Raw genomic sequence first — 24,701 nt, 5'->3', positions numbered from 1 at the left:
GTTTGCACGACAGAAATACCAAAACATCTTCCCCCGCTTCACGCCGCTTCTCTCCCCCTCTTCGAGTCAAGGAACCCAACCGGGCGTTTTATGCCTGGATTAAGAAAGCGCCGAGCGCCAAACGCAAAACGCCAAAGAGCAAGCGCCGAAAGAGCGCGCGGCATCCAGCGTTGGAGAAAGATCCTCGGGAAACCGGATCCCCCTCCCGCGCGCCCAGCCATTTGACAATCGAACAGGACGAAACTGAAACAGGTTAAGGTAGAAAGGGCATACGACGGATGCCTAGGCACTTACAGCCGACGAAAGACGCAGCAAGCGGCGAAACGCCGCGGGGAGCCGCAAGCAGGCCTCGATCCGCGGATATCTGAATGGGGCAACCCCACGGGTGCAGACCCGTGACTCCGTAAAGGAGAGGAACCCGGTGAAGTGAAACATCTCAGTAGCCGGAGGAAAAGAAATCGAAGAGATCCCCCAGTAGTGGTGAGCGAACAGGGGCCAGCCTAAACCCCCGCAGTGCAAGGCAGCAGCCGTTGCTGCGGAGGGAGTTGCGGGACAGTCGGGGAAGCGCTGCTGAGCTTCCGCAGAGTAAGAAAAGCTCGGGTTAGTCGAATCGTGTTGGAAAAGCGAGCCGCAGAACGTGAAAGCCGCGTAGACGAAAACCCGATCCCTCTGAAGACCGAATCCCAAGTAGAGCGGAGCACGAGAAATTCCGTTTGAATCCGGGCCGCCCATGGTCCAAGGCTAAATACTGTAAGTGACCGATAGCGCATAGTACCGAGAGGGAAAGGTGAAAAGCACCCCGGGAGGGGAGTGAAAGAGACCTGAAATCGTATGCCTACAAGCAGTTGGAGCTGGAAATACAGCGATGTATGGAAAGTGACAGCGTGCCTATTGAAAAATGAGCCGGCGAGATATTGCATGCAGCGAGGTTAAGGGATGAAGTTCCGGAGCCGAAGCGAAAGCGAGTTCGAAGAGAGCGCGAAGTTGCCTGCAATAAACCCGAAGCCTGACGATCTAGCCATGGGCAGGTTGAAGTGGGGGTGAAACCCCATGGAGGACCGCACCAGTGCCTGTTGAAAAAGTCTTGGATGACCTGTGGTTAGGAGTGAAAAGCTAATCGAGTTAGGTAATAGCTGGTTCTCCCCGAAATGCATTGAGGTGCAGCCTTGATGGATTCGTGACGGAGGTAGAGCGACTGACAGCTCAAGCGGTCCTGGGGGATTTGCGCGAGCCATCAAACTCCGAATGCCGCCACGTAGAAATCAGGAGTGAGACCGCGGGTGATAAGGTTCGTGGTCGAAAGGGAAACAGCCCAGATCATCAGCTAAGGCCCCGAAGAGCATGCTAAGTGTGACAAGGATGTAGGGACCCCGAAACAGCCAGGAGGTTGGCTCAGAAGCAGCCATCCTTTAAAGAGTGCGTAACAGCTCACTGGTCGAGGACCCCCGCGCCGAAAATGTAGGGGGCTAAGCATGCCGCCGAAGCTATGGGATAGAGCAATCTATCGGTAGGGGAGCGTAGTCAGCGGGACGAAGCGAAATTGTAAAGTTTCGTGGACAGCTGAGTAGTGAGAATGCCGGCATGAGTAACGACATATTTGCGAGAATCAAATACACCGGAAGACCAAGGATTCCTGGGGAAGGTTGATCCGCCCAGGGTAAGGCGGGGCCTAAGTCAAGGCTGAAAAGCGTAGATGATGGACAGCAGGTTGAAATTCCTGCCCCGCGATAAGTTCGCTACGACCGAAGCAGCGACGCAGAAAGCTAGACAGGCCGGCTGATGGAAGAGCCAGTCCAAGGAAGCAGGCTGGGGCGACAGTCAAGCACATCGCCCCGTCAAGGCCGAGATCCGAGAGGGAGCCTCATTTCGAGGCGAAGCTGTTGAAGCTCCGCTGCCAGGAAAACCTGCTAGGGAGAACTTATGGCGCCCGTACCCGAAACCGACACAGGTGGTCAAGCTGAGCAAGCTAAGGTGAGTGGAATAACTCTCGTTAAGGAACTCTGCAAGTTAACTCCGTAACTTAGGGAGAAGGAGTGCTGCCCCCGTCAATCGTAAGGTGAAGCGGGGAGCAGCCACAGAAACCAGGCTCAAGCGACTGTTTACCAAAAACACAGGACTCTGCATAAGACGCAAGTCGAAGTATAGAGTCTGACGCCTGCCCGGTGCTGGAAGGTTAAATGGAAGAGTGAGCCGCAAGGCGCAGCTTGGAAATGAAGCCCCAGTAAACGGCGGCCGTAACTATAACGGTCCTAAGGTAGCGAAATTCCTTGTCGGGTAAGTTCCGACCTGCACGAATGGCGTAACGATTTGAGCGCTGTCTCAACGAGAGATCCAGTGAAATTGTGGTACCGGTCAAGACGCCGGTTCCCCGTGGTAGGACGGAAAGACCCCATGGAGCTTTACTGTAGCCTGATACTGATATTTGAAATCACATGCACAGGATAGGTGGGAGGCGGAGAAGAGAGAGCTTTGGCTTTCTTGGAGCCATCGTTGGGATACCACCCTTGTGATTTCGAATGTCTAACTTTAGCGTCTGAATCGACGAAGAGGACACAGTCAGGCGGGCAGTTTGACTGGGGCGGTCGCCTCCCAAAGAGTAACGGAGGCGCGCAAAGGTCAACTCATGGCGAATGGAAACCGCCAAGAGAGCGCAAGGGTATAAGTTGGCTTAACTGCGAGAGAGACATTTCGAGCAGAGACGAAAGTCGGTCCTAGTGATCCGGCGGTGCTGAATGGAAAGGCCGTCGCTCATCGGATAAAAGCTACCCTGGGGATAACAGGCTGATCTCCCCCGAGAGTTCCCATCGACGGGGAGGTTTGGCACCTCGATGTCGGCTCGTCGCATCCTGGGGCTGTAGCAGGTCCCAAGGGTTGGTCTGTTCGCCCATTAAAGCGGTACGCGAGCTGGGTTCAAAACGTCGTGAGACAGTTTGGTCCCTATCCACCACGGGCGCAAGATATTTGAGGGGAGCTGCTCCTAGTACGAGAGGACCGGAGTGGACGTACCACTGGTGTATCTGTTGTGGCGCCAGCCGCATCAGCAGAGTAGCCAAGTACGGCCCGGATAACCGCTGAAGGCATCTAAGCGGGAAACCGCCCCCAAGATGAGATATCTCATACCAGAAGGTAGTAAGGTGTCCCCGAGACGAGGGGTTCGATAGGCCGGGAATGGAAGCGTTGCGAGACGTTGAGTTAACCGGTACTAATACACCGAGGCCTTAACCTGTTTCAGTTTCGTGCTGTTCGAGAGAAGAGAAACGAAAAAGAGAAACGAAAAAAGAACAACGAAAAGGTTTCGCTTTCGCACTGACTGTGGACGCGTCCATGGCAGTTGCGGAAGTCGAATTGAACAGAGATACTGGTGATAAATGCGGAGGGGGTCCACCCGGTCCCATGCCGAACCCGGCAGTTAAGCCCTCACGCGCCGATGGTACTGCGATTCGCTTCGCGGGAGAGTAGGTCGTCGCCCGTGTCTCTGTTTTTTCTTCCTTACTTCTTCCTTCTTCTCTTTTTCTCTTCCTTTCTCCGCTCGAAAATCTTCGCTTAAAAATCTTCGTTCAAAAATCGCCGGCCCGCTGCGGAAAATCCTTCCCGCCGCGGGCCGGCCTTTTTTGTAAACTCTGCTCGCTTCGGCCTTGTGGTGTTTCTCTTTCAACCGCCGATTGGGGAGGAAAATAAATTTCAGGGCTTCACAAATGAGAATTTTGTGGTACAATTCCTCGTGTACTCACGAAAGAGGGCCGCTAGCTCAGTTGGTCAGAGCACTCGGCTGATAACCGAGAGGTCAGAAGTTCAAATCTTCTGCGGCCCACCATGGTCGGTTCACCACGACGAAAGTCGTGGTTTTTTTTTGCTTTTTTTCGGCTGAAGCAGGATCTGTTACGGCCGTATGGGCGGCGTCGGCGAAATCCGCAGGGGGATCTTCACGCTGAATTTAAAAATAGGAGAAAATACCAATTTGTGGCGGAGCGTCCGGTTTCTTTTCGCAAAATGGCTTAAATTCTGTTATAGTTAACGCAGTGGGTCGTTCTGTCGTTTTTTCGGCGGGACGGCGAAAGGAGTTGATACCATGTTTTGCGGCGCGTTTGCCGTTGCTCATGGGCATCTTGAAATGGGGAGTTTGTTCGCGAAAGGCGGACGAACGTAAATGATGCGCGTCGATATGCATTTTCACAGTCTCTGTTCTGATGGGAGCGATTCTCCCGAAGCGCTGGCGCGCCTTGGCAAAAAACGCGGGCTGGCGGTGATGTCCCTGACCGATCACGATACGATGAAGGGCGTTCCCGCCTTCATGTCGATGTGCCGCAAGTTGGGCATCAGAGCTGTTTCGGGAGTGGAGATCTCCGCGGAATATCCGCGGACACTGCATATCTTGGGCTATAATTATGATCCTCAGGACGAAGAGTTTCGTGCGGCGCTGGCAAAGATCCAATATTATCGTGAGGAGCGCAACCGTCGGGTTCTTGCCAAGTTGAACGAACTGGGGATCCCCATAACGTTGAAGGACGTTCAGGATGAAGCGGGAAAGGGCGTTGTCGGCCGTCCGCATTTTGCCTATGCGCTGATCCGCAGGGGGATCGTCCGCGACGTGCCGACGGCCTTCTCGGAGTATTTGGGACGGCAAGGGAAGGCGTACGTTCACAAGGTCAGTTTGTCGCCTGAAGAAACGATCCGCGCGATCCATCGTGCGGGCGGCCTTTCCGTGCTGGCGCATCCGGTGCAGACGTGCCCGGATATCAAGGAACTGCCGGACATTCTGCGCTGGCTGAAATCGCTTGGGCTATGGGGGCTTGAATGTTACTCGGGGCACCACAGCAGGGAGCAGAGCGAGGCCTACAAAGCGCTGGCGGCGGCGAACGGCCTCGAGGTCACGGCGGGGTCCGATTATCATGGCAGAGGGCGCCCGGGATACCATTTCGGCGTGTCGGTTCCTGAAAATCTTTTGCCGTGGGCTCGATTGGGGTTGAGGATGTAGAGGGCGCCTGGATGAATATCGACACGGCGCGGCGTTTGCTCGAGCGCATGCTTTCTAGTGCCAAAGCCGGCGGAGCATTGGCGGCGGAATGTGTCTGGTGCGGTTATGGCAGTCGTTCGTTTTCGGTCTGCGATGAGGCGCTGGAAAAAAGTCATTCTTCGATTTCCGAGTGTCTTGGGCTGCGCATTCTGGACCGGGAGCATCGCCAGGGCGTAGCGAGCCTTTATGATATCGACGACCGCGCCGTCGCCGTGCTGTGCGAAAACGCTTTTCGCAATGCGCGGCATGGCGCCGCGGAGGACGACGTCGTCTTTGCGAGGACACAGCCGGCAGTTCCGGCGGTCGATCTGGGCATTGACGATCCTGGGTTGGTCGCGTGGGATCCTCGGGAACAGATCGAGCTCTGTCTGCAAATGAGTCGTCAGGCCCGAGCTCTCGACCGACGTGTGCGCACGGTGCGCGATGCCAGTGTTTTTATCGGCTGGGAAGAATCGTTGACGATCAACAGTTATGGCGTTTCCTGTCAAAGTCGTTCCACCGCCGGCGGGATCGGCGTCACAGTAATGGCGGAGGACGGCGAGGCCGTCGAGATTGGCGGAGCGAGTCTGGACGGACGTTCTCGGGCGGCGCTCTCTTCCCGGCTGCCGGTCGACGAGGCTGTCGCGCGCACGGTACGCCTGCTGCACGGTGAGCCTTTGCCGACGGGGCGCTATACGCTCATCCTCGAGCCGGAGGTTGTCGCTTCCTTTCTCGAGGGACTGGCAGTGCTGTTTTTCGCCTCGAATGTCTGCAAAGGGCTGACGCTTCTGGCTGACAAAATGGGGGAACAGGTGGCTTCGCCCGTCGTGACGCTTGTGGACGACGGACGGCTGTATGGCGGCATGGGAACGGCCGCCTGCGACGCCGAGTGCGTTGCCACGCAGCGGACGGTTTTGCTTGACCACGGCCGTCTTGTTTCCTGGCTGAGCAATTTGCAATACGGAAAACGTCTGGGAACGATTTCGACGGGGAACGGCAGCCGCGGGCTCTCCTCCGTGCCCGACGTCGACGTGAACAACCTGTTCGTCGTGCCCGGGAAGCGTTCGGCGGAGGAGCTTGCGGCGGCTTACGACGGCTGCTTCCGTGTCACTGAGTTGATGGGGCTGCATACGGTTGACTCGGTCAGCGGAGATTTTTCGCTGGCGGCGCGCGGGCTGTATCATAAGAACGGCGTTTCCCGCCCCGTCTCCGCGGTGACGATCGCCGGGAATCTGTGCGAATTCCTGAATAAAATTATTGAAGTCGGCGGCGATTTACGGTTCTATGACCGTTTCGGCGGCTGCACAATGGTGGTGGACGATATTGCGGTGGCTGGAAAATAAATGTTTGAACGTTGCGCTTGTCATTTTCCTTTGCCTTTGGGTCGTTTCGAGCGCCGGCGCAAGCACGTGGCAGTGGAGCGGTGCCGGAGTTTCCGGAAGCGTCGAGGTGAAGGAGTTTCATTCGCTCCGCATGGCTGCGGCGGACCAGATAGCGGCGGGGCTTGGATACCAGCCCCGGCGGGAAAAAGAGGAACTGGTCGTGCAGGCTCCCGTCGGGCTGCGCTTCGTGCGCGGCGCGGCGGTCGTGTGGATCGGGTACAGCGTCGTCGCTCTGCCGGCACGGGCGCGTATGGAAGATGGGCACTGGTGGGTTGACACTGACACGGTGCTGAGCGTGTTCTCGCAATTTCTGAAGAGAAACGGGCGGAACGTGGCCTTGCAATGGTCAGGGGCGGGAAAGCGGCAAACGCCTCCGGTGGAGCGGGGATCGGGCGATCGGAAGAAAACGCCCGCCAACGACGCGCCACAGCGGGGACCGCTCCGGCGGGAACAGCAAAAGGCGCAGGATCTTCCCCGGCTGAAAGCGCTGAGGTGGGGCGGCGATCATGCCGACGTGCGGGCTGTTATCGATCTCGAGGGCTCTGCCGAACCTTCATATACCGTTCGGGATGAAACGCTGACCGTGGTGCTTGCGCCGATGAAGGCCTCGCAAAGGCGCGGCCTCAAATCCGCGCGTTCCGACATCGCCCTGTCGGTTAAGAACGATTCCACGGCGCGGCTGGATTTTTCTTTTCCCGGCAGAACGGTCAAAGTCTTCACGTTGAGCGATCCTTATCGCCTTGTCATGGATTTCAAGCTGGACGACACAACCTCGCGTCGAAACGAAAGCGGGGAGTTTTCCGCGAGGGACGGAAGCCAGAAGGATGATAAGAAGCTGGGCGCGAAAGGCGGAGAGGACAAATCTCGTGAAAAAAAGCCGCCTTCTCCGGCGCCGCGTTCCCGCAAGGGCAAGAAACTCGTCGTCATCGACGCGGGGCACGGCGGCAAGGATCCCGGCGCCATGGCGCACGGGTATCGGGAGAAGGATCTCGCCTTGCAGATTGCCAAGCGGGTGGCGAAAGAGCTGCGTTCGCGAGCGGTGACCGTGCGCATGACCCGGGAAGGGGATACGTATCCCACGCTGCGGGAACGCACGCAAATGGCGAACGACTGGAAGGCGGACGTGTTTATCAGCATCCATCTCAACGCCCTGCCCAAAGGGCGCCATTCCAAAGGCGTGGAAATCTATATCATGGCCCTGCCGACCGACAAAGACGCCATGACGCTGGCGAGAATCGAAAACGCCGAGATAGCCGAGGACAGTTCCGGCAAGAAGGGATCGTCGGACAAGAGAACTGAGATGCTGCTGTCGATCTTGGGCAACATGCAGCAGAATGCCAAGATCGACGAAAGCACCGATCTGGCCGAGGAGCTGTTCAAAGCGGGGCAGGAGAGCCGGCTGGACATGAAGCGAGTCGCTCAGGCGCCTTTCTGGGTGCTGCGCGGCGCGGTCATGCCGTCGGTGCTGATCGAGACGGGGTTCATCACCGAGCTGTCGGAAGCGAAGCGTTTGGCGCAGCCGGCGTATCAGCAGCGGATGGCGGAATCGATCGCATCAGGTATAATAAACTTCATCAACCGTTAATTCCCGAGAGTCCTTGGGAAAGAGATCCTATTTGAGGAGTGATCGACAGTGAACGATGAGATCTCGCGCCGGCCGCGAACGCCCGACCGTGAGGAATATTATCAGCCGCGGCGGCGCGCGCCGCTTTTCCTGCGCGTGCTGGCGCAGCTGAGCGTGATGGTGATCTTTCTGGCGGCAGGTTATTACGGGGCCGATCTGTTTTTGAAGATGCTTGATCGCAAGAACGTGCTCAAGCAGGAAAATGTCGTCTCCAACACGGAGGATCTGCAGCGTCTCCTGGCGGCCGAGGATTCGAACGACAGCGTCGTGGGGCCGCGCAAAGAGCTTGCGGTCTACCCGCTTGGACGCGACGGCATGGTGAAAGCCAGCTTGAAAGTCCTGTCCGAGGTGCAGGAAGACGAGATCATCCAAGCCGTGAACGCGATCTTCCGGGAATCTTCGGAAAGCTGGGCCAACGTCATGGAGGCAAAGCATGTCTATCGCGACGGCATCGCCGTTTATCTCGATCTGCCGCAGGGGTTCGCCGCCGGCCTGGGAAAGATGTCGGAAGAGCGCGCTTTGCTGATGCTGACGGGGATCGTGCGCACAGTCGTGGAGAATTTCCTGCCGGTCAAACAGGTCTATTTCCTTCAGGAAGGCCGCTGGGTGCAGAACGTCGGCTCGATTCGCCTTTCCGACCCCTGGGGATTGGAAAACGCGAACGGCTGAGTGAGAGATCAGCGCGCGGGAAACGCTCGTGCGCGCTGATCTTGTATTTTTTCAAAATTCTCGCGGGCAGAAAAAACTGCTTATCGTTTTATTTATGGAGGCGAAAAGAGATTCATACTTTGACGAGAGAACGGGCCGACGCACTTCGCCCCGTGACCATGGAACGGAACTGGAACATTTACTCCGAAGGGTCCTGCGTGATTTCCTGCGGGCGCACCAGAGTGCTCTGCACGGCCACGGTGGAGGACAAAGTGCCGCCCTTTTTACGCGGACAGGGCAAAGGCTGGGTGACGGCCGAATATTCGCTGCTGCCGCGTTCGACGGCGGTGCGCGTGCCGCGGGATGCCGCAAAAGGGCGAGTCAACGGACGCAGCCAGGAGATCCAGCGCCTCATCGGCCGTTCGCTGCGCGCCGCCGTGGATCTCGACGCGCTGGGCGAGCGCTGCATCACGCTCGACTGCGACGTGATCCAGGCGGACGGCGGCACGCGTACCGCTTCGATCACCGGCGCCTATGTGGCGCTGGTCGACGCGCTGCGCTGGCTGCGCGGGCAGGGGGCTTTCGAGAAACTGCCGCTCAAGTCGTCGGTGGCGGCCGTCAGCGTCGGAAAGGTGCGGGGACGGCTGCTGCTGGATCTGTGTTACGAGGAAGACAGCACCGCCGAGGTCGATTTCAACGTCGTCAAGAACGGACAGGGCGATTTTATCGAAGTGCAGGGAACGGGCGAAGGCGGCGTGTTTTCCCGCGAGGAGATGGCGGGGATGCTTGATCTGGCGTCGGCGGGAATCCACGAACTGACGGCGTTGCAGCGCCGCACGCTGCAATGGGACGACGCGGAGGTCCGTTAGATGATCGTGATGGACGGGGTTTCGCTTCAAAAGCTGGTGATCGCCAGCGGCAACCGGCACAAGTACGAAGAGTTTCGCGCTCTTCTGGCGCCGCTCGGGATCGAACTGATCTTCGGCGGCGATTGCGAACGCCCGTTGAGCGTGGAGGAGACCGGCGCCACTTTTCTGGAAAACGCGGCGCTGAAAGCCTGCGCTTGGGCAAAGCATACGGGGCTGCCCGCCATCAGCGACGACAGTGGCATCGAGGTGCGCGCGCTGAACTGGCAGCCGGGCATTTATTCTTCGCGCGTCGGCGGCGAAGACGACGAAGCCTGCCGCCAGTGGCTGATCGCCAACATGGCCGGCGAGTCGGACCGTTTCGCGCGTTACGCCGCGGCGCTCGTGCTGGCTTTTCCCGACGGAAGCGTTCATTGGCAGACGTTGGCCTACTGCAACGGCCGTGTGATTCAGGAGAAGCGCGGCGGGAACGGCTTCGGTTACGACCCGCTTTTCATTCCCGAAGGATATGACCTGACGTTCGGCGAGCTGCCGGCGGAGACGAAAGCGAAATTATCGCACCGGGCCAAGGCGTCGCAGGCTTTTATCGAGATGCTGCACCGCCTGAAAAGTTGAAAATCAGGCGCGCAGACATTCCTCTTGAGGTCGCCCCGTTGGCCGATTTCCCTCCGGCGGGACTTTGTGGTACAATCATTCGGAATTCATCGGGTAAGATGGATACGAACGATTCAGCAAAAATTTTCGGAGGTGCGCTCCAGTGAAAACTTTTCTTTCCATTGTCCAGATTCTTCTTTGCGTGGTGCTGATGGCCGTGGTTTTGCTTCAGCCGCGCAAACAAGGCCGCGGCGGTATCTTCGGCGGCGCCACGCTGGCCGATCCGACGGCCAATCAGTGGGCGCGTTTCTCCGGCCTGTCCAAGATCACCGTGATTGTCTGCGCCCTGTTCATGCTCAACTCGCTTGCTTTGATCATTCTCTGATACGAAAGAGGCCCGCGATCAATGTCAACTGCAAGCATCGAAACTCTGAAAGACGTTGCGTCGGTAGAAGTTTCCCCTGACCGTCTGCCCAGCGCGACGCACGAGGAAATCCTCAACGGTCTGACCACGGACATCTATTTCATCAGGACCCGCGATCTGCTTGACCATATGGGCCTTCTGAACACTCCCGTCGTGGCGGAGGTCTTCGCCCGCCGCAGCGGCATTTTCGCCGGCGTGGAGGAGACGGCCCGCCTTCTTCGCGGGAAAAACGTCCGCATCGACGCCGTTCCCGAGGGCACGCCCTTCAAGCCGAAAGATACGCTGATGCGCCTGACCGGGCCGTACGGCGCCTTTGGCATGTACGAGACCACGCTGCTGGGCATGTTGGCGTCTTCGACCGGCTGGGCGACGGCGGCCCGCGAATGCGTCGACGCCGCGGCCGGCAAACCCGTGCTCTGCTTCGGCGCGCGGCATGTCCATCCCGCCGTCGCGCCCGTGATGGAGCGTATCGCCGTGAAAGTCGGCGGCTGCGCCGGGGCGAGCTGCATCCTCGGTGCCAAACTGCTGGGGCAGAACCCCTCCGGCACTATCCCCCATGCCGCGATCCTGATGGCCGGCGACACACTCAAGCTGGCCAAAGTGTACGACGAGATCACGCCGGCCGGCGAAACGCGCGTCGTGCTCGTCGATACGTTCAAGGACGAGAGCGAAGAAGCGCTCCGCGTCGCCCAGGCGCTCGGGCCGCATCTGGGCGCCATCCGCCTCGACACGCCCAGCGAGCGCGGCGGCGTCGGCCCCGAATTGATCCGCGAAGTCCGTTACCGCCTCGACATGGCCGGGTTTAAACACGTCAAGATCGTCGCGACCGGCGGCCTGACGCCCGAGCGGATCCGCGTCCTTTCCGAGGCCGGAGCCGACACCTTCGGCGTGGGCAGCTACATCTGCCACGGCGCGCAGATCGACATGACGCTGGATCTCAAGGAAGTTGACGGAAAACCGGTGGCGAAACGCGGCAGATTGCCCGGACCACTGGACAATCCGCTGCTGGTGAGAGTATAATATCCAATTGTGAGAAACGCGCCTCCTCGTTCGAGCTTTGGTAGAGTTGTCACACACTTCCCTACGGCCTCTGATCGATGAAGTGACGGTTGCGCTCCAAACACTGGATCCCTTGGGTTCCCCAGAGCCCGGCGGTCCGATCTCATGCAGTATTTCAAAACAAGAACGTAAAAGGAGAGTGTTTCGAATGACCGGCAACCGGACATTCATGGCTCGCAAAGAGACCGTTCAGCGGAACTGGTTCCTGATCGACGCCACCGACGTCCCCGCGGGACGTCTGGCTTCGCGCGTCGCTCTGATCCTCACGGGCAAGAACAAGCCCATCTATACGCCTCACGTCGACACGGGCGACTTCGTCGTCATCATCAACGCCGACAAGGTCGGCCTGACCGGCAACAAACTGGAGACTTCCAAGGTCCATTCCTACAGCGGCTTTCCCGGCGGATTCAAGGAAATGACCTACGGCGAGGCGATGAAGCGCAGCTCCGTGCGCCTGCTTGAGCGTATCATCAAGGGAATGCTTCCCAAACACAATCATCTGAACTTCGGGCGCAAGCTGAAAGTCTACGCCGGCGCCAATCATCCTCACGCGGCTCAGAAGCCCGTGACGATCACTCTGTAAAGAAGGAGGAGATTCGATGGCTACTTCTTATTACTGGGGTACGGGTCGTCGCAAGAACGCGATCGCCCGCGTCCATATCGCCGCCGGCGAAGGCAAGTTCCTGGTCAACGGCCGCGAGACCGCTGAGTACTTCCCCCGCCACAACTGGCTGAGCGGGGCACTGTCTCCTCTGGTCGTGACGGGGCTCGAGGGCAAGGTCGACGTGTTCGTCAACGCCCAGGGCGGCGGCCTCACCGGCCAGTCCGGCGCGATCAGCCTCGGCCTGGCCCGCGCGCTTCTGAAGATGAATCCCGATCTTCGTCCCGTGCTGAAGAAGGCGGGACTTCTGACCCGCGACCCGCGCATGGTCGAACGCAAAAAGTTCGGTCAGAAGGGCGCCCGCGCGAAGTTCCAGTTCAGCAAGCGTTAATCCTTTTTCGACGGAAAGGCAGTTCGGCACGTTCGCGCCGGGCTGCTTTTTTTATTTGCCTCTTGATACTATTTCTCATTTAAAGCACCTAACAATCCATTGTCTTGCGGTAATACTCCTTATGGTCTGAGCGGTGAGATTTCTGATCGTGCGGCACAGACGCTCGACAACGTTCTCAAGCGTCGAAAAAATCTCGTTTCGAAAGCCCTGACAGCGCAGCTCTCTCCAGATCTGCTCAATGGGGTTCATCTCGGGGGTATAGGGGGAATATGGAACAGGGTGATGTTGGCAGGAACCTGAAGCGCTTTGGACTTGTGCCAGGCAGCTCCGTCACAGCAGAGCAGAATATGGTCTTCCGGAAATCGGTGTGAAAGTTCCCGCAGGAAAACGTTCATGCAATCGCTGTCGCAGTTGGGCATGATCAGAAAGAGGCTTTCTCCCGTAAGCGGCTCTACGGCACCGTAAGCATAGCGGTATTCGCGGATGTGAAGGCAGGGAACGTTCGGTCGAATGCCTTTCCTGCACCAGCAGTATTTGGGCGTGTTGATTCTGCCGAAGCCGGCTTCGTCCTGAAACATCAGTCTGACGTTCCCTGTTGTGGATAACTCTTTTAATTCCTGAACTTGAGCGTTAATTTTTTTGAGGCCTCGATGGCCTCCTCGTTCGCTTTCCTGGGGTGACGGCTGCGCGGCATGACTTTTCTCCAGCCATGACGTTTCAGGACCGCGTAAATCTGAGTCGGACTGATAGTATGTCCCACCGCGGTCTGATAGGCTTGGGCTATTTCCGCCACCGAAACGATTTCTCCTTTCCCGGCTTTCTCCAGGTAAGGAGCAAGTACGGCTTCTTCCTGCTCATAGGTCATGTTCCGATGGTTGCCGAGGTAATGGCATTGCAGCACATACGAGAGACCGCGATGGATAAACTGCGAGATGATCTTGCTGACGTTCGTGAAGTGGTATTCCGTGATTTCGCTGATTTCTTTCAGGGTTTTCCCTTCGGCGCGCAAGCTGAGGATTCTCAGTTTGGCTTCGATCTTCTTGTTGCGATTCTTTTTCCGCGCTGCTTCGATTTCCGCCTGCTGTTCCGATGTGATCTCGTATTTTACGGGCATTCTCCATCACCTCGGGTGCATTATAACTGAGGTACGGATACTTTGGCTATACTATAATGAAATAGTATGACACGGAGCGCGTGAAGAGTATAATTTTCCCCATTCTTGATAAATTCCTCGATAGCTCAGTCGGCAGAGCGGGTGACTGTTAATCACTAGGTCGCAGGTTCAAGTCCTGCTCGAGGAGCCAGAAAAACGAAGGCCCTGACGCAAAAAAACGTCAGGGCCTTTTCGTATGCGGACCTTTCGGCGTGCGGAAATTTTTACAGTAGCGATTCCCAGTCGAGGGTGAGCGAGCCGTCTTCCCTGATCACGCAGGGAACGCCGACGAAGTGTTCTTGGCGCGCGTCGGCGAAGACTTCTTCCGTGTCGCGCAGTTTGAGAAACTCTTTCAGCGTTTTGATGTCGGCGTCGATGTCGCGGAAATCGACGCCGATGCCGCGCGCTTCGTACTCGCGCAGCGCGTCGACGGTGTCGGGACAGTTCATGGTGCCATAGACGGTGACTTTCATGGAAATTTCCTCCTTGGAATGAAATGGATGCGCTTGAACACAGAACGTCGATCTTATACTAATTCTTGATAGAAAGTATTAACATAGTTTTCAGGGCGCTGCGGAGGAGTTCAGTCGCTCAGGACTATTTCGACCGCTGCGCGGTCTGCGCAGCTCGCTTTGTGAATCTCCTCCGCAGCGCCTCTGTATTCGGCATTTTAATTGAGAAATAGTATTATTACCGGACTGGCGGGAAGAGTTCGAGCTGCTTCCGGGCGGATTGCCCGAGCGCTTTCTGAACAAGGCGCTTCAACCCGGCCGGCATGGGCAAGCCGGTCAGTTTGTCCGCGGAAACGGCATCGCACCCGGCCGGCGGCTGCGGCATGCGGCAGCTCCACAGATGAAGGCGCACCTGCCAGCGCGTGAACTTCAAAGTCTCTTCCAGCTCAAGGTCGAGACATGGGGCGGTAAGCCGCAGCTCGGCGGTCAGCCGGGAAAGGCAGCTTTCGGCGCTTTCGTCCGCCTCGCCGCAAAGCCACGGGATCTCGTAAAAACCGGACCACAAACCGCCGGCGGGACGGCGGCGCACAACGCAGCCTGGGGGACGAGAATCAGCAGCGCCGCGCCGCGGCGCCGCTCGATAACGTTCCGGCGCGTGCTGACGGGGCGCTGCGCCTGCGTGCCGGCTGTCTTGGCGGCGCACAGTCGTCCGACGGGGCACTGCGCGCATTTGCAAGTCGCCCCGGGCGTGCAGACGGTCGCGCCCAGTTCCATGAACGCCTGCGTCAGTACGTGCGGCGAACCGAGTTTGAGAATGGCCGCGGCGTGGGCGGCGATCAGCGCCGTCCCCTTGGCCTTGGCGGGGTCTTCGCTCAGATCCAGCAGTCTCGAAAAAACGCGCCTGACGTTGCCATCGACGGCCGGGACCGGCATGTCGAAGGCAATGGAGCAGACGGCGCCGACGGTGTACGGTCCCAGTCCGGGAAGCGAACGCAGGAATTCCGGGTCGGCGGGCAGCGTCGTCAGGCCGGCGTCGCGGACGAGCTGCGCGGCTTTGCGGAGGCTGCGGGCGCGGCTGTAATAGCCGAGTCCCTGCCAGCAGGCCAGAACGTCGTCTTCGCTCGCCGAAGCGAGCGACGTCAGCGTGGGGAAGCGCTCCATCCAGCGCGCGTAAAAGCTTTTCACCCGTTCCACCTGAGTCTGCTGGAGCATGGCTTCGGAGACGAGGATGCGGTAGGGGTCGCGGTCGAGGCGCCAGGGCAGGGCGCGCTTGTGGGAATTATACCATGCGGTCAGCGCTTCGGCGGCTTCGAGGTGAAACTTTTCGGCGTTCATCGGCGGAGCGCATTCCGCAGAGCGGCCGCAGCGTCGTCCTGCGAAGAAAAAAGTTGGCGGGCGGTGAAATGGCGTTTGAGCACGTGAATGACCTCTGAATAGTTTTTGGAATGAAAGCAAAACACCGCTATTATACCAGCCTCCGCGTTTCGGAGAACGATGATCTGCGACAAAACGCGCCGACGCCGCCATTTTTTTGCCGCCGTGTAGTAGAATAGACGAGTTGGGAGGTGGACTGATGCATGAGTTCTCGCTGGTGAAGGCGGTCATCGATTCCGTCGAGTCTCTGGCGGAGGAGAACGGCTGGAAGAGGATAGAGAAAGTGACGCTGCGTATCGGCGCCATGCGTCAGGTCGTGCCGGAAATCATGAGATTCGCCTTTGCGGCGGCATCCCGGGATTCGCGGCTGCAGGGCGCGGAATTGGACATCGAGCCGGTTCCGATCCTCGTCCGCTGTCCGCGCTGCGGCCGCAAGTGGGGCGAAGAGCGCATGAGCGTGCTGTGCCCCTTCTGCGGTTCGCCCGACGCGCAGATGGAGCAGGGCATGGAACTGAACATTGATTCGATCGAGGTGGAAGACGATGACGCGAAAAAAAATTGACGTACAGCAGGCCGTCATGGCGGCGGATCTTGGCTATGCGCAGAAAATCAGGGACCTCCTCGCGGAAAAGGGGATCCTGATGGTCAATCTGATCGGTTCGCCCGGCTCCGGCAAAACGATGCTGCTGGAGCGGACCCTGACCGGTCTCGATCTGAAGTGCGCGGTGATCGAAGGCGACGTGGCCACCGACCGCGACGCGCGGCGGATCAGGGCGACCGGCACGCCCAGCGTGCAGATCAACACGAACGGCGGCTGCCATCTGGAAGCGAACTGGGTGGCTGGCACGCTGGAACAGCTGCCGCTCGACGAACTCGATCTGATCTTCGTGGAGAACGTGGGCAATCTGGTCTGCCCCGCCGAGTTCGATATCGGCGAAGACTGCAAGGTGGCCGTCTCCAGCCTGCCTGAAGGTTCCGACAAACCGCTCAAGTATCCGCTGCTTTTCTCCGAAGCGGCCGCCGTGGTGCTGACGAAAATCGATCTGAAACCGTACGTCGATTTCGACGAGGCGCTTTACTGGGATGACGTCACGCGGCTCAATCCCAAGGCGCGCCGCCTGCGTCTGTCCAGCTTCAGCGGCGAAGGTTTGGAGTTCTGGATCAAGATGCTGTACGACTGGCGCGAGACGAAGAAGGCTTCCCGAAGGCCGTGATCGGACGGCGGAGAGCGCATGAGGAAGACAGATGACTGATCCCGAAAAACTGCTGAAGGGCCTGAACGAGGCTCAGCGCGAAGCCGTGAACTTTACGGGGGCGCCGCAGCTCGTGCTGGCCGGGGCGGGGAGCGGCAAGACCCGCGTGCTGACGAGCAAGATCGCCTGGCTGATCGCCGCGCAGGACGTCAAACCGTGGCGCGTGCTGGCGGTGACCTTTACCAACAAGGCGGCGCGGGAGATGAGCGAACGCGTCGAGAAACTTCTGGGCGGTTCGCTGGGCGGCGCGCAGATCTGTACGTTTCACTCGTATGGGTTGAACCTGCTTTTCCGCAACCGCGAACTGCTGCGCGACCGGGGCTACAGCCCCAGCTTCGTGATCTACGACCGTTCCGATTCCCTGACGGCCGTCAAACACGTCATGCAGGAACTGAACATCGACACGGAGAAATTCGCGCCCTCGTGGGCGCTGAACAGGATCTCGGAAATCAAATCTTCCGCCGACCCCGCCTCGGTGCAGTTTTCCGCCTACGACAACTTCATGGGCGACGTGTACGAAAAATACTCGCAGGCGCTCAGGGAGCAGGGCGCGTTCGATTTCGACGACCTGATCGCGGTGCCTCTGGCCCTGCTGAAAAGCGATCCCGAACTGCTCGAGCGCGAGCGGGGGCGCCTGCAGTGGGTGCTCGTCGATGAATATCAGGACGTCAACGGCTCGCAGTATCAGATGATGAGGCTGCTCGTCGGCGATTCGAACAACCTGATGGTCGTGGGCGACCCCGACCAGTCCATCTACGGCTGGCGCGGCGCGAATTACGCCACGATCATGAACTTCGAGCGCGATTTCCCTAACGCCAAGGTGACGTTGCTGGAGCAGAACTACCGTTCCACCGCCATGATCCTCGACGCCTCGAACCGGCTGATCCAGCACAACAAAAACCGCCGCGAGAAAAACCTGCGCACGGATCGGGAAGAAGGCCAGAAAGTCAGCGTCTGGTATCTGCGCGACGAAAAAGCGGAGGCCGATGCGCTGGCGCGTGAAATCGTCGGTCTCACCGCAGCGTATCATTACGGCGACATCGCCGTCCTCTACCGCATGAACGCCCTCAGCCGCGTGCTCGAACAAGCGCTGATCGAAGCCGGCATCCCGTACCGCATCGTGCGCGGCACCAGCTTCTACGACCGCAAGGAAGTCCGCGACGTCGTGGCGTTCATGCGCCTGGCCGTCAACCCGTGGGATCTCGTGGCCCTGAACCGCGTCGGCAACCTGCCGACCCGCGCTCTCGGGCCGAAGAGCCTCGAGAAGCTGAGCGCCTGGATGCGGGAAAACGCCAAAGGCGCGGCGGAAGACGTGTGGGGGACCGTGAAAGTAAAAAAAGGCGGCCTGACCGGCAAGGCCGCCGAGGGCGCCGCGCAGCTGGCCGGCCACATGCTGACGCTGCTGGAGCGCCAGCACAGCCTGCCGCTGGCGCTCGATTGGATCCTGAACGGCGTTGGTTACGAGAATCTGCTGATGAAAGCCGAGCCCGCCGATTGGGAAGAGCGCGTGGAAAACGTGCGCGAACTGCTCTCCATCGCGCCGGAAGGAGACAATCTCGCCGAGGTGCTGGACCAGGTCTCGCTCTACACCGACATGGACACGCAGAACGAAGCGCGCGACGCCGTCAACCTGTCGTCGCTTCACGCCGCCAAGGGGCTCGAATTTCCCGTCGTCTTCATGACCGGCATGGAGGAGGGGATCTTTCCCCACAGCCGCAGTTCCGACAGCCAGGAAGAACTGGAAGAGGAGCGCCGTCTCTGCTACGTCGGCATGACGCGCGCCGAGGAAAGGCTCTACATGAGCGGCGCGCGTCAGCGCCGTCTGTTCGGGGCCGTGCTGCGGGAGGGCTTCTCGCGCTTCCTTGCGGAACTGCCCGACGAGTGTACGGAAGTCTTCGAGCAGAAGGAGGACCCTGAACGTTATGGCTACGGTCGTTATCGCCCTTACCGGCGAGCCGGGCGCTGGTAAGTCCACGGCGGCGCAGTGGTTCCGCGCCCGCGGCGCCGCGCTGCTGGACGCCGACGGGATCGTCCGCGGGCTCTGGGATGGCGGCGAACTGCCCCAGGAGGCGCGCGCCCGCTGGGGAGGATCGGTGTTCGGCGCCGACGGGAAGATCGACAGAAAATCCGTCTCGGCGCGGGTCTTCGCCGACGAGGAGGAATACCGCTGGCTCTGCCGCGTCACCCACCCCGTCGTTTTGGCCAGGATGAAGGCGGCTCTGCCGGAAGAAGGCGTCGTCGTGGCCGAGATCCCTATGCTGTTCGAGGCGGGACGTCCCGACTGGGTGGACAAAGTGCTGTTCATGGCTGCCGACCCGCGGCTCCGCGCGGAGCGCAACCGCTTCCGCGGGCTCGACGAGACTGAACTGGCGCGGCGGGAACGGTTCTTTATGGATCGCGAGCGGCGCATGGCATTGTCCGACTGGGTGGTCTGCAACGACGGTTCCATGGAGAATCTGGAAGCGCAATTGGAAAAAATCTGGCGGGAAATCCAAGCTCTGCGATCCCGCCGCGAAGCGTAAACTGACTGTTGAAAAGGTGAATCCGCATCATGAATCGATTCTTTGCCGAAGCCGGACGGGAATTTATTTCCCTGCTGCCGGCCGTGCCTGCGATCCTGTGGGCCATTTCGTTCCACGAGTTTTGCCATGGCTGGGTCGCGCTGCGCTGCGGCGATCCTACGGCGAAAGACGCCGGGCGCTTGACCCTGAACCCCATGGCGCATTTCGACCTGTGGGGAGCTCTGTGCATGTTTCTGTTCCACTTTGGCTGGGCGCGTCCCGTGCCGATCGACCCCTACAATTTCAGACGCCCGCGCCGCGGCCTGTTCCTTGTCTCCGTCGCGGGAGTCGCGGGCAACATCCTCACCGCTGTCGCCGCCGGACTGGTGATCCGCGGTCTGATCCGTTTTTTCCCCGCGGCGCTTTTCGGCAATTACGGCCTGCAGCAGGTGCTGATCGCTTTCGTGACGATCAACCTGAACTTCGCCGTGTTCAATCTGATCCCGGTGCCGCCGCTCGACGGTTCCAAACTGCTGGCCCTCGTCCTGCCGCGGACGGCCCGTCCCGCGTTCGAATGGCTCGATCGTTACAGCCTGCCGGTGCTGCTGGCCCTGATCTATCTCGGCGTCGTCGGGCGCCTTATGTCCCCGGCCGTTCGCTGGGGGCTGCGCCTGATCCTGGGTTAGACGCAAGGCGGTTCCTGCGGAAGGATCGGAGGCTGATGATGGAAATTCTCGCTCGCTCGGCAGGGACCGCCGCGCTTTTCGCCGTCGGCTGCGCGGGGTTCCGCGGCGCAAAAAAGATGGGCTGGCCTGCCGCGGCCATGCTCGGTTCGCTGTTCCTGCTGGGGCTTCTCAACCTGTCGGGGCTCCGGTTGCCCTTTTATCAGGCGCCGGTGTCCTTCGTTTCCAAGGTCTTGAGCGGCGTCATCCTCGGGCAGCGGATCGACCGCCATATGGCGAGCGCGGTCAGAAAGATGCTTTTTCCCGTCTCGCTGGCGTCGTTTTGGATGGTCATGGCTTCCGTTGCGACCGGCGTGCTGCTGTTCGCCCTCGCCGGCGGCAGACTTTCGCTGATGACCTGTCTGGCATCGTCGGCGGCCGGCGGCATCGCGGAAATGTCGATCTTCGCGATGTCCGCCGGCGCCGACGTGGGTATCGTAGCTTTCTTTCAGTCGGTGCGCATCATCGTGCTTTACGTGACGCTGCCGTTTTCCACGGCCTGGCTGGCGCGCCGTGCGCCCGGCGCCGTCCTGCCGAAAGCGCCGGCGTCGGGCGCGGAAACGAGAGCCTCCTTTACGCCCGGCGAGATTGCCCGCTTCGCGGCCGTCACTGGCGCTCTGGCGCTGCTTTTCGAGGCGGCGCATTTTCCGTCGGCGTACATGATCGGGGCTATGTGCGGAGCCGGCGCCATGAATCTTCGCTCGGGAAAGGTGATGACCCTCCCGCCGTGGCTGCGCAGTGCCGCCCAGATCTGTCTGAGCATGACCATCAGCGTGGGGCTGTCGCCGCGCACGATCCATCTGGTGAGAGAACTCTTCTTCCCTCTGGCGTTTTCCGTGGCGCTGATTCAGGCCCTTTCCTTCCTGCTCGCCTGGATCATGCACCGCCTTGCCCGCTGGGACGTGATGACCTCCGTGCTTGCCACCTGCCCCGGCGGCCTCAGCCAAGTGGTGTTCTTTGCGGAGGATCTGCGCGCCGACCCGTTGATCGTCGGGGTCTTCCACGCCGTGCGCATGATCTCCATCGTCGTCTGCGTGCCTCTGATCGCGCGGCTCTTTGCCTGATACTATTTCTCAATTAAAAGGCCGAGCATAAGGGCGCGGCGAGCGACTGAACTCCCTCGCCGCGCCCAGTAAACTATGTTAATGCGTTTTATCAAGAAAGAGTATGAGTCGTGTACGAAAAAAATGACCTGCGCCGAAGCGACGGCGGAGATCATTTTTTTATCTGCGTTCATGCCGGATTTTTCGATCCATCCTGATTTTCGATGATGACTTTTTATTGAAAACCGGTATCAGAGAATCTCCACGACGGTGACTTCGAAGTTCAGTTCCTTGCCGGCCAGGGAATGGTTGGCGTCAAGCGTGACGGAACCGTCGTCTTTGACCGCGGCGACGGTGACGGGGCAGCGTCCCATCTGAAGCTGATCGCCGACGTGCGGCGTGTAGCCTTTGGGCATGCGGTTCGCTTCGACGGTGACGAGCATGTCGTCGCGGCGCCGGCCGTACGCTTCTTCGGGGGCGAGCCTCAGCGTTTTCGTTTCGCCGACGGCCATGCCCTCGACGCCTTTGTCGAAGCCGGCGATCATCTGGCCGGCGCCGACGGTGAACTCCAGCGGCGGACGCTTGTTGAGCACGGAAGAATCGAAAACGGAACCGTCGTTCAACGTTCCTGTGTAATGTACGCGGATCTTGTCGCCTTTTTTTACGGTTTGAGACATGACTCATTCTCCCTTTTCGATTTTTTCGATGATTTCCATCAGTTCTTCCCAGCGGCTCGTCGCGGCTTCGACCGCCGCGACGGCGTCCGCAAGGTCTTTCATGAGCGCCTGGATTCTGACGGAATCCGACAGCACTTCCGGCCGGCAGAGCTCCCGTTCGTCCTTCTTTTTGCGCTTTTCCAGGCCGTCGATGCGCTCTTCCAGCGCGGCGAGTTCGTCAGCATAAACTTTTTTACGGCGGTAAATTTCGTTGCGCCGCTGCGCTTCTTCGCGTTTTTTGTCGCGTTCGCCGCCGCGGCGTTTCACATCGGGGCCGGCGTGAGGAGCATCTTGCGCGAGCGACGCCTGGCGCTGCTCGATGAAACGGCTGTAGTTGCCGGCGTAGTCGTACAGGGCTCCGTCGCGCAGTTCCCAAACGCGCTGCGCGAGCTGGTTCAGGAAATAGCGGTCGTGCGAGACGATCAACAGCGTGCCGTCGTAGGCGAGCAGAGCCTGCTGAAAGAGTTCCCGCGTGGTCATGTCGAGGTGGTTGGTCGGTTCGTCGAGGATCAGGAAGTTCGACGGGTTCATGAGGATCTTGACGAGGGAAAGACGCGATTTCTCGCCGCCGGAAAGCACCTTGACGGGCTTGTGAATGTCGTCGCCGCTGAACAGGAACGAGCCGAGCAAGGCGCGTTTTTCCGCCTCGGACATGTCCATGTTGAGCGGACAGATCTCCTGCCAGACGGTGCGGTCGTAGTTCAGATTTTCGGCGCTCTCCTGCGAGAAGAACGCGGGCAGCACGTGGTAGCCCGTTTCGCAGTTTCCGGAAGTGGGGCGCTCTTTGCCCGAAATGAGGCGCGAAAGCGTGGATTTGCCGGCGCCGTTCGCGCCGACGAGGGCGATTTTCTGCCCTCGTTCGACAGTCGCGTTGAGGTTCTCAAAGACGCGGTGCGTTCCGTAGGCCATGCCGAGATCGGTCAGCGTCAGGACGATGTGCCCGCTGGGCGGGCAGGGCGGAAATTTCAGCGTCACGCGACGGGCCGCCGTTTCCGTGCGGATGATCTGGGTCTTTTCAAGCGCCTTGATGCGGCTTTGCACCTGCGCAGCCTTTGTGGCTTTGTAGCGGAAGCGTTCGATGAATTCTTTCGTCTTGGCGATCTCCTCTTTTTGGCGCGCGGCGGCCTGTTCGAGCTGGGCTTTCTGCTCTGCTGAGGCGCGCAGATAATCGGAGAAGTTGCCCTTATAAACGCGGATCCTGCCGGAATGGAGCTCGGCGATGCTTTTCATGACCTTGTCCATGAAGACGCGGTCGTGGGAAATGGCCACGAGCGTGCCGCGATAGTCGGAAAGCCAGTTTTCCAGCCATTCCATGCTCTCCGTGTCGAGGTGGTTGGTCGGTTCGTCGAGGAGCAGGATGTCGGGGCGCGACAGCAGCAGCCCGGCCAGCGTGACGCGCATTTTCCAGCCGCCGGAGAACTCGCCGCAGGGCCTGGCGTCGTCGCCGTCATGAAATCCCAGCCCGTGCAGCGCCTTGCGCGACAGCGCCTCAAAAGAATAGCCGCCGAGGTTTTCATAGGCGGCGGCCGCTTCATCGTGCAGCTTCATCAGACGGACATGTTCGCTTGCAGGCGCGGCGGCGAGCTCTTCGGAACATCGTTTGAGCCGTTTCTCCGCCGCCGTAATGCCGGTGCGGTCTTTGAGGTACTGCATCAGCGTGACGTCGGGCAGCTCCGCCAGATCCTGGGGCAGGTACCCGACGGTTGCGGAAAGAGGGGAGACGGTGATGTCGCCGCTGTCGGCGGTTACTTGCCCGAGTATGGCGCGCAGCAACGTGGTTTTGCCGATACCGTTGGGGCCGACGAGTCCCGTCCGGCTTGCGGTGTCGATCTGCCAGTTCAGATTATCGAAAATTTTCCGGCCGCCGGCAAAGGTCAGATTGAGGTCCCGGATCTGTATCATGGCGACGGACGCCCGTCTTTTCCCGTGGATTTCAGGATGAGCCGGCGGCGGATTTCGTCGGCGCGGAGCTCGAGCTGCTTTTCCATATCCTGCTTCAGGGCCTCGAGCGCGCGCCGGTGATCGTCGTTGAGCTGTTCGATCTGATAGTGGGCGCGGTTGAGTTCGTGCGCTTTGTCTTCGAGAACGCTTTTCAGGGTTTCCAGCTGCGACTGATACTGCTGCCCCGTTTGCAGCTGGATCAGCGACAGCTTGCGCTCGTACTCGCGCTGCTGGTCGGCGGCGCGGCGTTCCTGTTCGGAGACGGCGGCTTCGTGACGGGCCAAGTCGTTCTGCAGCTTTTCCAGCTGCTGCTTCTGTTCGCGTTTACTGCGCGCCAGTTCCTCCAGCGCCGCGTTTTTTTCGCGCTCGGCGATGCTGCCCAGAGACTGGGTCCGGGCGATGGTTTCGGCGGCGTTGCGGGCGCGGTCTTCCGCGATTTGAATGTTTTCGTGCAGGGTCACTTTCTCCTGCTCGTATTTCAAGGTCAGCGTATCGATTTCCGTTTTGTGTTTGCGGGCGGCTCTGGCCGCTTCGGTATTCAATTCTTCGATACGAGCGCGAAGGTGAGCGGCTTCTTCTTTCGCGCTCCGCTGCTGGCTTTCGGCTTCTTCGATGCGGCGGGCGTCGACGCGGTAGACGGAGAGCTGTTCCTTGATCTGTCTTACTTCGAGCCTCAGCGAGGCTTCGCTGCGGCGCGCTTCGGAAAGCTCCATCTGAGCGTCCATAAGATTTTTTCGGAGCGCTTCCAGTTCGTTCTCCCTTTCGTCGAGCCGCTTGCGAAGCGCAATCGTTTCGCGGGCGTTCTGCTCTTTTTCGGTGAGCAGAAGGTCTTTCTGACGTTCGGCGGTTCGAAATATCTGCTTGCCGAACGTTTCGATCTGCGTGAGAGCCCGGCGGAACGCTTCTTCGTCGGGGATGGGATCAACGGCGCTTGTGTCAATTTGTTCCTGCATACGACTGGCCT

Annotated in this window: 24 protein-coding genes, 2 tRNA genes and 2 rRNA genes; 20 read left to right on the top strand and 8 right to left on the bottom strand. The window is 59.5% G+C overall.

What is annotated here, in order from left to right:
• The first annotated feature begins 251 nt into the window (after positions 1-251).
• The 3 genes from RAH42_RS07895 (at position 252) to RAH42_RS07885 (ending at position 3,814) form a co-directional block, all read left to right on the top strand.
• A 23S ribosomal RNA gene (locus RAH42_RS07895) occupies positions 252-3,226 on the top strand.
• A gap of 131 nt (positions 3,227-3,357) precedes the next feature.
• Positions 3,358-3,472, top strand: a 5S ribosomal RNA gene (gene rrf / locus RAH42_RS07890).
• A gap of 265 nt (positions 3,473-3,737) precedes the next feature.
• Positions 3,738-3,814, top strand: a tRNA-Ile gene (locus tag RAH42_RS07885).
• A 120-nt stretch (positions 3,815-3,934) separates the two neighbouring features.
• On the opposite strand, the gene RAH42_RS07880 is transcribed toward RAH42_RS07885, so the two are convergent.
• Positions 3,935-4,168, bottom strand: a complete 234-nt coding sequence (locus RAH42_RS07880) for a hypothetical protein (protein ID WP_317539206.1) — start codon at positions 4,166-4,168, stop codon at positions 3,935-3,937.
• On the opposite strand from RAH42_RS07880, the gene RAH42_RS07875 reads away from it, so the two are divergent.
• The 10 genes from RAH42_RS07875 (at position 4,148) to rpsI (ending at position 12,582) form a co-directional block, all read left to right on the top strand.
• Positions 4,148-4,975, top strand: coding sequence for a PHP domain-containing protein (locus RAH42_RS07875; protein WP_317539205.1), 828 nt, complete (start codon positions 4,148-4,150; stop codon positions 4,973-4,975). The two genes, RAH42_RS07880 and RAH42_RS07875, sit on opposite strands and share 21 nt — an antisense overlap.
• 11 nt (positions 4,976-4,986) lie before the next feature.
• Positions 4,987-6,336, top strand: a complete 1,350-nt coding sequence (locus tag RAH42_RS07870) for a TldD/PmbA family protein (protein WP_078016252.1) — start codon at positions 4,987-4,989, stop codon at positions 6,334-6,336.
• A gap of 106 nt (positions 6,337-6,442) precedes the next feature.
• Positions 6,443-7,960 (top strand): N-acetylmuramoyl-L-alanine amidase, encoded by a 1,518-nt coding sequence (locus RAH42_RS07865; protein WP_317539204.1) that lies wholly within the window; start codon positions 6,443-6,445, stop codon positions 7,958-7,960.
• A gap of 48 nt (positions 7,961-8,008) precedes the next feature.
• A complete protein-coding gene (locus RAH42_RS07860; protein WP_078016250.1) occupies positions 8,009-8,668 on the top strand; it encodes a hypothetical protein in 660 nt (219 codons plus the stop codon).
• Positions 8,669-8,787: 119 nt separating this feature from the next.
• The gene (gene rph, locus RAH42_RS07855) at positions 8,788-9,516 is read left to right on the top strand and encodes a ribonuclease PH (RefSeq protein ID WP_256385762.1); all 729 of its coding nucleotides are present in this window, start codon (positions 8,788-8,790) and stop codon (positions 9,514-9,516) included.
• Complete coding sequence (rdgB, locus tag RAH42_RS07850; RefSeq protein WP_078016249.1) at positions 9,517-10,128, top strand: RdgB/HAM1 family non-canonical purine NTP pyrophosphatase; 612 nt, start codon at positions 9,517-9,519, stop codon at positions 10,126-10,128.
• A gap of 142 nt (positions 10,129-10,270) precedes the next feature.
• Positions 10,271-10,492 carry a preprotein translocase subunit SecG gene (gene secG, locus RAH42_RS07845; RefSeq protein ID WP_078016248.1) on the top strand — a complete coding sequence of 74 codons (222 nt, stop codon included), beginning with the start codon at positions 10,271-10,273 and terminating at the stop codon, positions 10,490-10,492.
• A 21-nt stretch (positions 10,493-10,513) separates the two neighbouring features.
• A complete protein-coding gene (locus RAH42_RS07840; protein WP_078016247.1) occupies positions 10,514-11,551 on the top strand; it encodes a nicotinate phosphoribosyltransferase in 1,038 nt (345 codons plus the stop codon).
• 187 nt (positions 11,552-11,738) lie between these two features.
• Positions 11,739-12,173: a 50S ribosomal protein L13 gene (rplM, locus tag RAH42_RS07835; RefSeq protein ID WP_078016246.1), complete on the top strand. Its 435-nt coding sequence runs from the start codon at positions 11,739-11,741 to the stop codon at positions 12,171-12,173.
• 16 nt (positions 12,174-12,189) lie between these two features.
• On the top strand, positions 12,190-12,582 hold the full coding sequence (gene rpsI / locus RAH42_RS07830) for a 30S ribosomal protein S9 (protein WP_009166148.1): 393 nt from the start codon (positions 12,190-12,192) through the stop codon (positions 12,580-12,582).
• Positions 12,583-12,827: 245 nt separating this feature from the next.
• Here rpsI and RAH42_RS07825 read toward each other — a convergent pair whose 3' ends face one another.
• The gene (locus tag RAH42_RS07825; RefSeq protein WP_317539176.1) at positions 12,828-13,160 is read right to left on the bottom strand and encodes a transposase; all 333 of its coding nucleotides are present in this window, start codon (positions 13,158-13,160) and stop codon (positions 12,828-12,830) included.
• Between the two features lie 32 nt (positions 13,161-13,192).
• Entirely contained in the window at positions 13,193-13,696 is a 504-nt protein-coding gene (locus RAH42_RS07820; RefSeq protein ID WP_317539175.1) for a winged helix-turn-helix domain-containing protein, read from the bottom strand.
• A gap of 114 nt (positions 13,697-13,810) precedes the next feature.
• Between RAH42_RS07820 and RAH42_RS07815 the strand changes: the two genes are divergently transcribed.
• Positions 13,811-13,886, top strand: a tRNA-Asn gene (locus RAH42_RS07815).
• 73 nt (positions 13,887-13,959) lie between these two features.
• Here RAH42_RS07815 and RAH42_RS07810 read toward each other — a convergent pair.
• Together RAH42_RS07810 and RAH42_RS07805 are read right to left on the bottom strand one after the other, a co-directional pair.
• Positions 13,960-14,208, bottom strand: coding sequence for a hypothetical protein (locus tag RAH42_RS07810; RefSeq protein WP_078016245.1), 249 nt, complete (start codon positions 14,206-14,208; stop codon positions 13,960-13,962).
• Between the two features lie 465 nt (positions 14,209-14,673).
• Positions 14,674-15,522, bottom strand: coding sequence for a hypothetical protein (locus RAH42_RS07805; protein ID WP_317539203.1), 849 nt, complete (start codon positions 15,520-15,522; stop codon positions 14,674-14,676).
• A gap of 238 nt (positions 15,523-15,760) precedes the next feature.
• Here RAH42_RS07805 and hypA point away from each other — a divergent pair, with 238 nt between their 5' ends.
• From hypA to RAH42_RS07775, 6 genes are read left to right on the top strand one after another with little or no spacing between them, the layout of a single operon-like run.
• On the top strand, positions 15,761-16,123 hold the full coding sequence (gene hypA / locus RAH42_RS07800; protein ID WP_317539202.1) for a hydrogenase maturation nickel metallochaperone HypA: 363 nt from the start codon (positions 15,761-15,763) through the stop codon (positions 16,121-16,123).
• Entirely contained in the window at positions 16,104-16,775 is a 672-nt protein-coding gene (gene hypB / locus RAH42_RS07795; protein ID WP_317539201.1) for a hydrogenase nickel incorporation protein HypB, read from the top strand. The genes hypA and hypB overlap by 20 nt, the downstream gene beginning before the upstream one ends.
• Before the next feature lie 31 nt (positions 16,776-16,806).
• On the top strand, positions 16,807-18,783 hold the full coding sequence (locus tag RAH42_RS07790) for a UvrD-helicase domain-containing protein (RefSeq protein WP_317539200.1): 1,977 nt from the start codon (positions 16,807-16,809) through the stop codon (positions 18,781-18,783).
• On the top strand, positions 18,737-19,336 hold the full coding sequence (gene coaE / locus RAH42_RS07785; RefSeq protein ID WP_317539199.1) for a dephospho-CoA kinase: 600 nt from the start codon (positions 18,737-18,739) through the stop codon (positions 19,334-19,336). Before RAH42_RS07790 ends, coaE begins: the two co-directional genes overlap by 47 nt.
• A gap of 29 nt (positions 19,337-19,365) precedes the next feature.
• Positions 19,366-20,001 carry a site-2 protease family protein gene (locus tag RAH42_RS07780; RefSeq protein WP_317539198.1) on the top strand — a complete coding sequence of 212 codons (636 nt, stop codon included), beginning with the start codon at positions 19,366-19,368 and terminating at the stop codon, positions 19,999-20,001.
• A 38-nt stretch (positions 20,002-20,039) separates the two neighbouring features.
• On the top strand, positions 20,040-21,101 hold the full coding sequence (locus RAH42_RS07775) for an AbrB family transcriptional regulator (protein ID WP_317539197.1): 1,062 nt from the start codon (positions 20,040-20,042) through the stop codon (positions 21,099-21,101).
• Positions 21,102-21,331: 230 nt separating this feature from the next.
• Here RAH42_RS07775 and RAH42_RS07770 read toward each other — a convergent pair whose 3' ends face one another.
• The 3 genes from RAH42_RS07770 to RAH42_RS07760 are packed head-to-tail and all read right to left on the bottom strand — an operon-like array spanning position 21,332 to position 24,690.
• Positions 21,332-21,757, bottom strand: a complete 426-nt coding sequence (locus RAH42_RS07770) for a peptidylprolyl isomerase (protein WP_317539196.1) — start codon at positions 21,755-21,757, stop codon at positions 21,332-21,334.
• Positions 21,758-21,760: 3 nt separating this feature from the next.
• Positions 21,761-23,698 (bottom strand): ABC-F family ATP-binding cassette domain-containing protein, encoded by a 1,938-nt coding sequence (locus RAH42_RS07765; RefSeq protein WP_317539195.1) that lies wholly within the window; start codon positions 23,696-23,698, stop codon positions 21,761-21,763.
• Positions 23,695-24,690, bottom strand: coding sequence for a hypothetical protein (locus RAH42_RS07760; RefSeq protein WP_317539194.1), 996 nt, complete (start codon positions 24,688-24,690; stop codon positions 23,695-23,697). Before RAH42_RS07760 ends, RAH42_RS07765 begins: the two co-directional genes overlap by 4 nt.
• Positions 24,691-24,701 lie beyond the last annotated feature (11 nt).

It is taken from the genome of Pyramidobacter sp. YE332, from assembly GCF_033060595.1.
In the GTDB taxonomy this organism is placed as follows: Bacteria; Synergistota; Synergistia; order Synergistales; family Dethiosulfovibrionaceae; genus Pyramidobacter.
Note: the sequence above shows the minus strand (reverse complement) of the source record. Positions and strands in the feature narration are given on the sequence as shown.

Coding starts and splice junctions, on each gene's coding strand:
- RAH42_RS07875 (WP_317539205.1), top strand. CDS start 4,148: ATGATGCGCGTCGATATGCATTTTCACAGTCTCTGTTCTGATGGGAGC.
- RAH42_RS07880 (WP_317539206.1), bottom strand. CDS start 4,168: ATGCATATCGACGCGCATCATTTACGTTCGTCCGCCTTTCGCGAACAA.
- RAH42_RS07870 (WP_078016252.1), top strand. CDS start 4,987: ATGAATATCGACACGGCGCGGCGTTTGCTCGAGCGCATGCTTTCTAGT.
- rdgB (WP_078016249.1), top strand. CDS start 9,517: ATGATCGTGATGGACGGGGTTTCGCTTCAAAAGCTGGTGATCGCCAGC.
- RAH42_RS07840 (WP_078016247.1), top strand. CDS start 10,514: ATGTCAACTGCAAGCATCGAAACTCTGAAAGACGTTGCGTCGGTAGAA.
- rplM (WP_078016246.1), top strand. CDS start 11,739: ATGACCGGCAACCGGACATTCATGGCTCGCAAAGAGACCGTTCAGCGG.
- rpsI (WP_009166148.1), top strand. CDS start 12,190: ATGGCTACTTCTTATTACTGGGGTACGGGTCGTCGCAAGAACGCGATC.
- RAH42_RS07825 (WP_317539176.1), bottom strand. CDS start 13,160: ATGTTTCAGGACGAAGCCGGCTTCGGCAGAATCAACACGCCCAAATAC.
- RAH42_RS07820 (WP_317539175.1), bottom strand. CDS start 13,696: ATGCCCGTAAAATACGAGATCACATCGGAACAGCAGGCGGAAATCGAA.
- RAH42_RS07810 (WP_078016245.1), bottom strand. CDS start 14,208: ATGAAAGTCACCGTCTATGGCACCATGAACTGTCCCGACACCGTCGAC.
- RAH42_RS07805 (WP_317539203.1), bottom strand. CDS start 15,522: ATGAACGCCGAAAAGTTTCACCTCGAAGCCGCCGAAGCGCTGACCGCA.
- hypA (WP_317539202.1), top strand. CDS start 15,761: ATGCATGAGTTCTCGCTGGTGAAGGCGGTCATCGATTCCGTCGAGTCT.
- hypB (WP_317539201.1), top strand. CDS start 16,104: ATGACGCGAAAAAAAATTGACGTACAGCAGGCCGTCATGGCGGCGGAT.
- RAH42_RS07790 (WP_317539200.1), top strand. CDS start 16,807: ATGACTGATCCCGAAAAACTGCTGAAGGGCCTGAACGAGGCTCAGCGC.
- coaE (WP_317539199.1), top strand. CDS start 18,737: ATGGCTACGGTCGTTATCGCCCTTACCGGCGAGCCGGGCGCTGGTAAG.
- RAH42_RS07780 (WP_317539198.1), top strand. CDS start 19,366: ATGAATCGATTCTTTGCCGAAGCCGGACGGGAATTTATTTCCCTGCTG.
- RAH42_RS07775 (WP_317539197.1), top strand. CDS start 20,040: ATGGAAATTCTCGCTCGCTCGGCAGGGACCGCCGCGCTTTTCGCCGTC.
- RAH42_RS07770 (WP_317539196.1), bottom strand. CDS start 21,757: ATGTCTCAAACCGTAAAAAAAGGCGACAAGATCCGCGTACATTACACA.
- RAH42_RS07765 (WP_317539195.1), bottom strand. CDS start 23,698: ATGATACAGATCCGGGACCTCAATCTGACCTTTGCCGGCGGCCGGAAA.
- RAH42_RS07760 (WP_317539194.1), bottom strand. CDS start 24,690: ATGCAGGAACAAATTGACACAAGCGCCGTTGATCCCATCCCCGACGAA.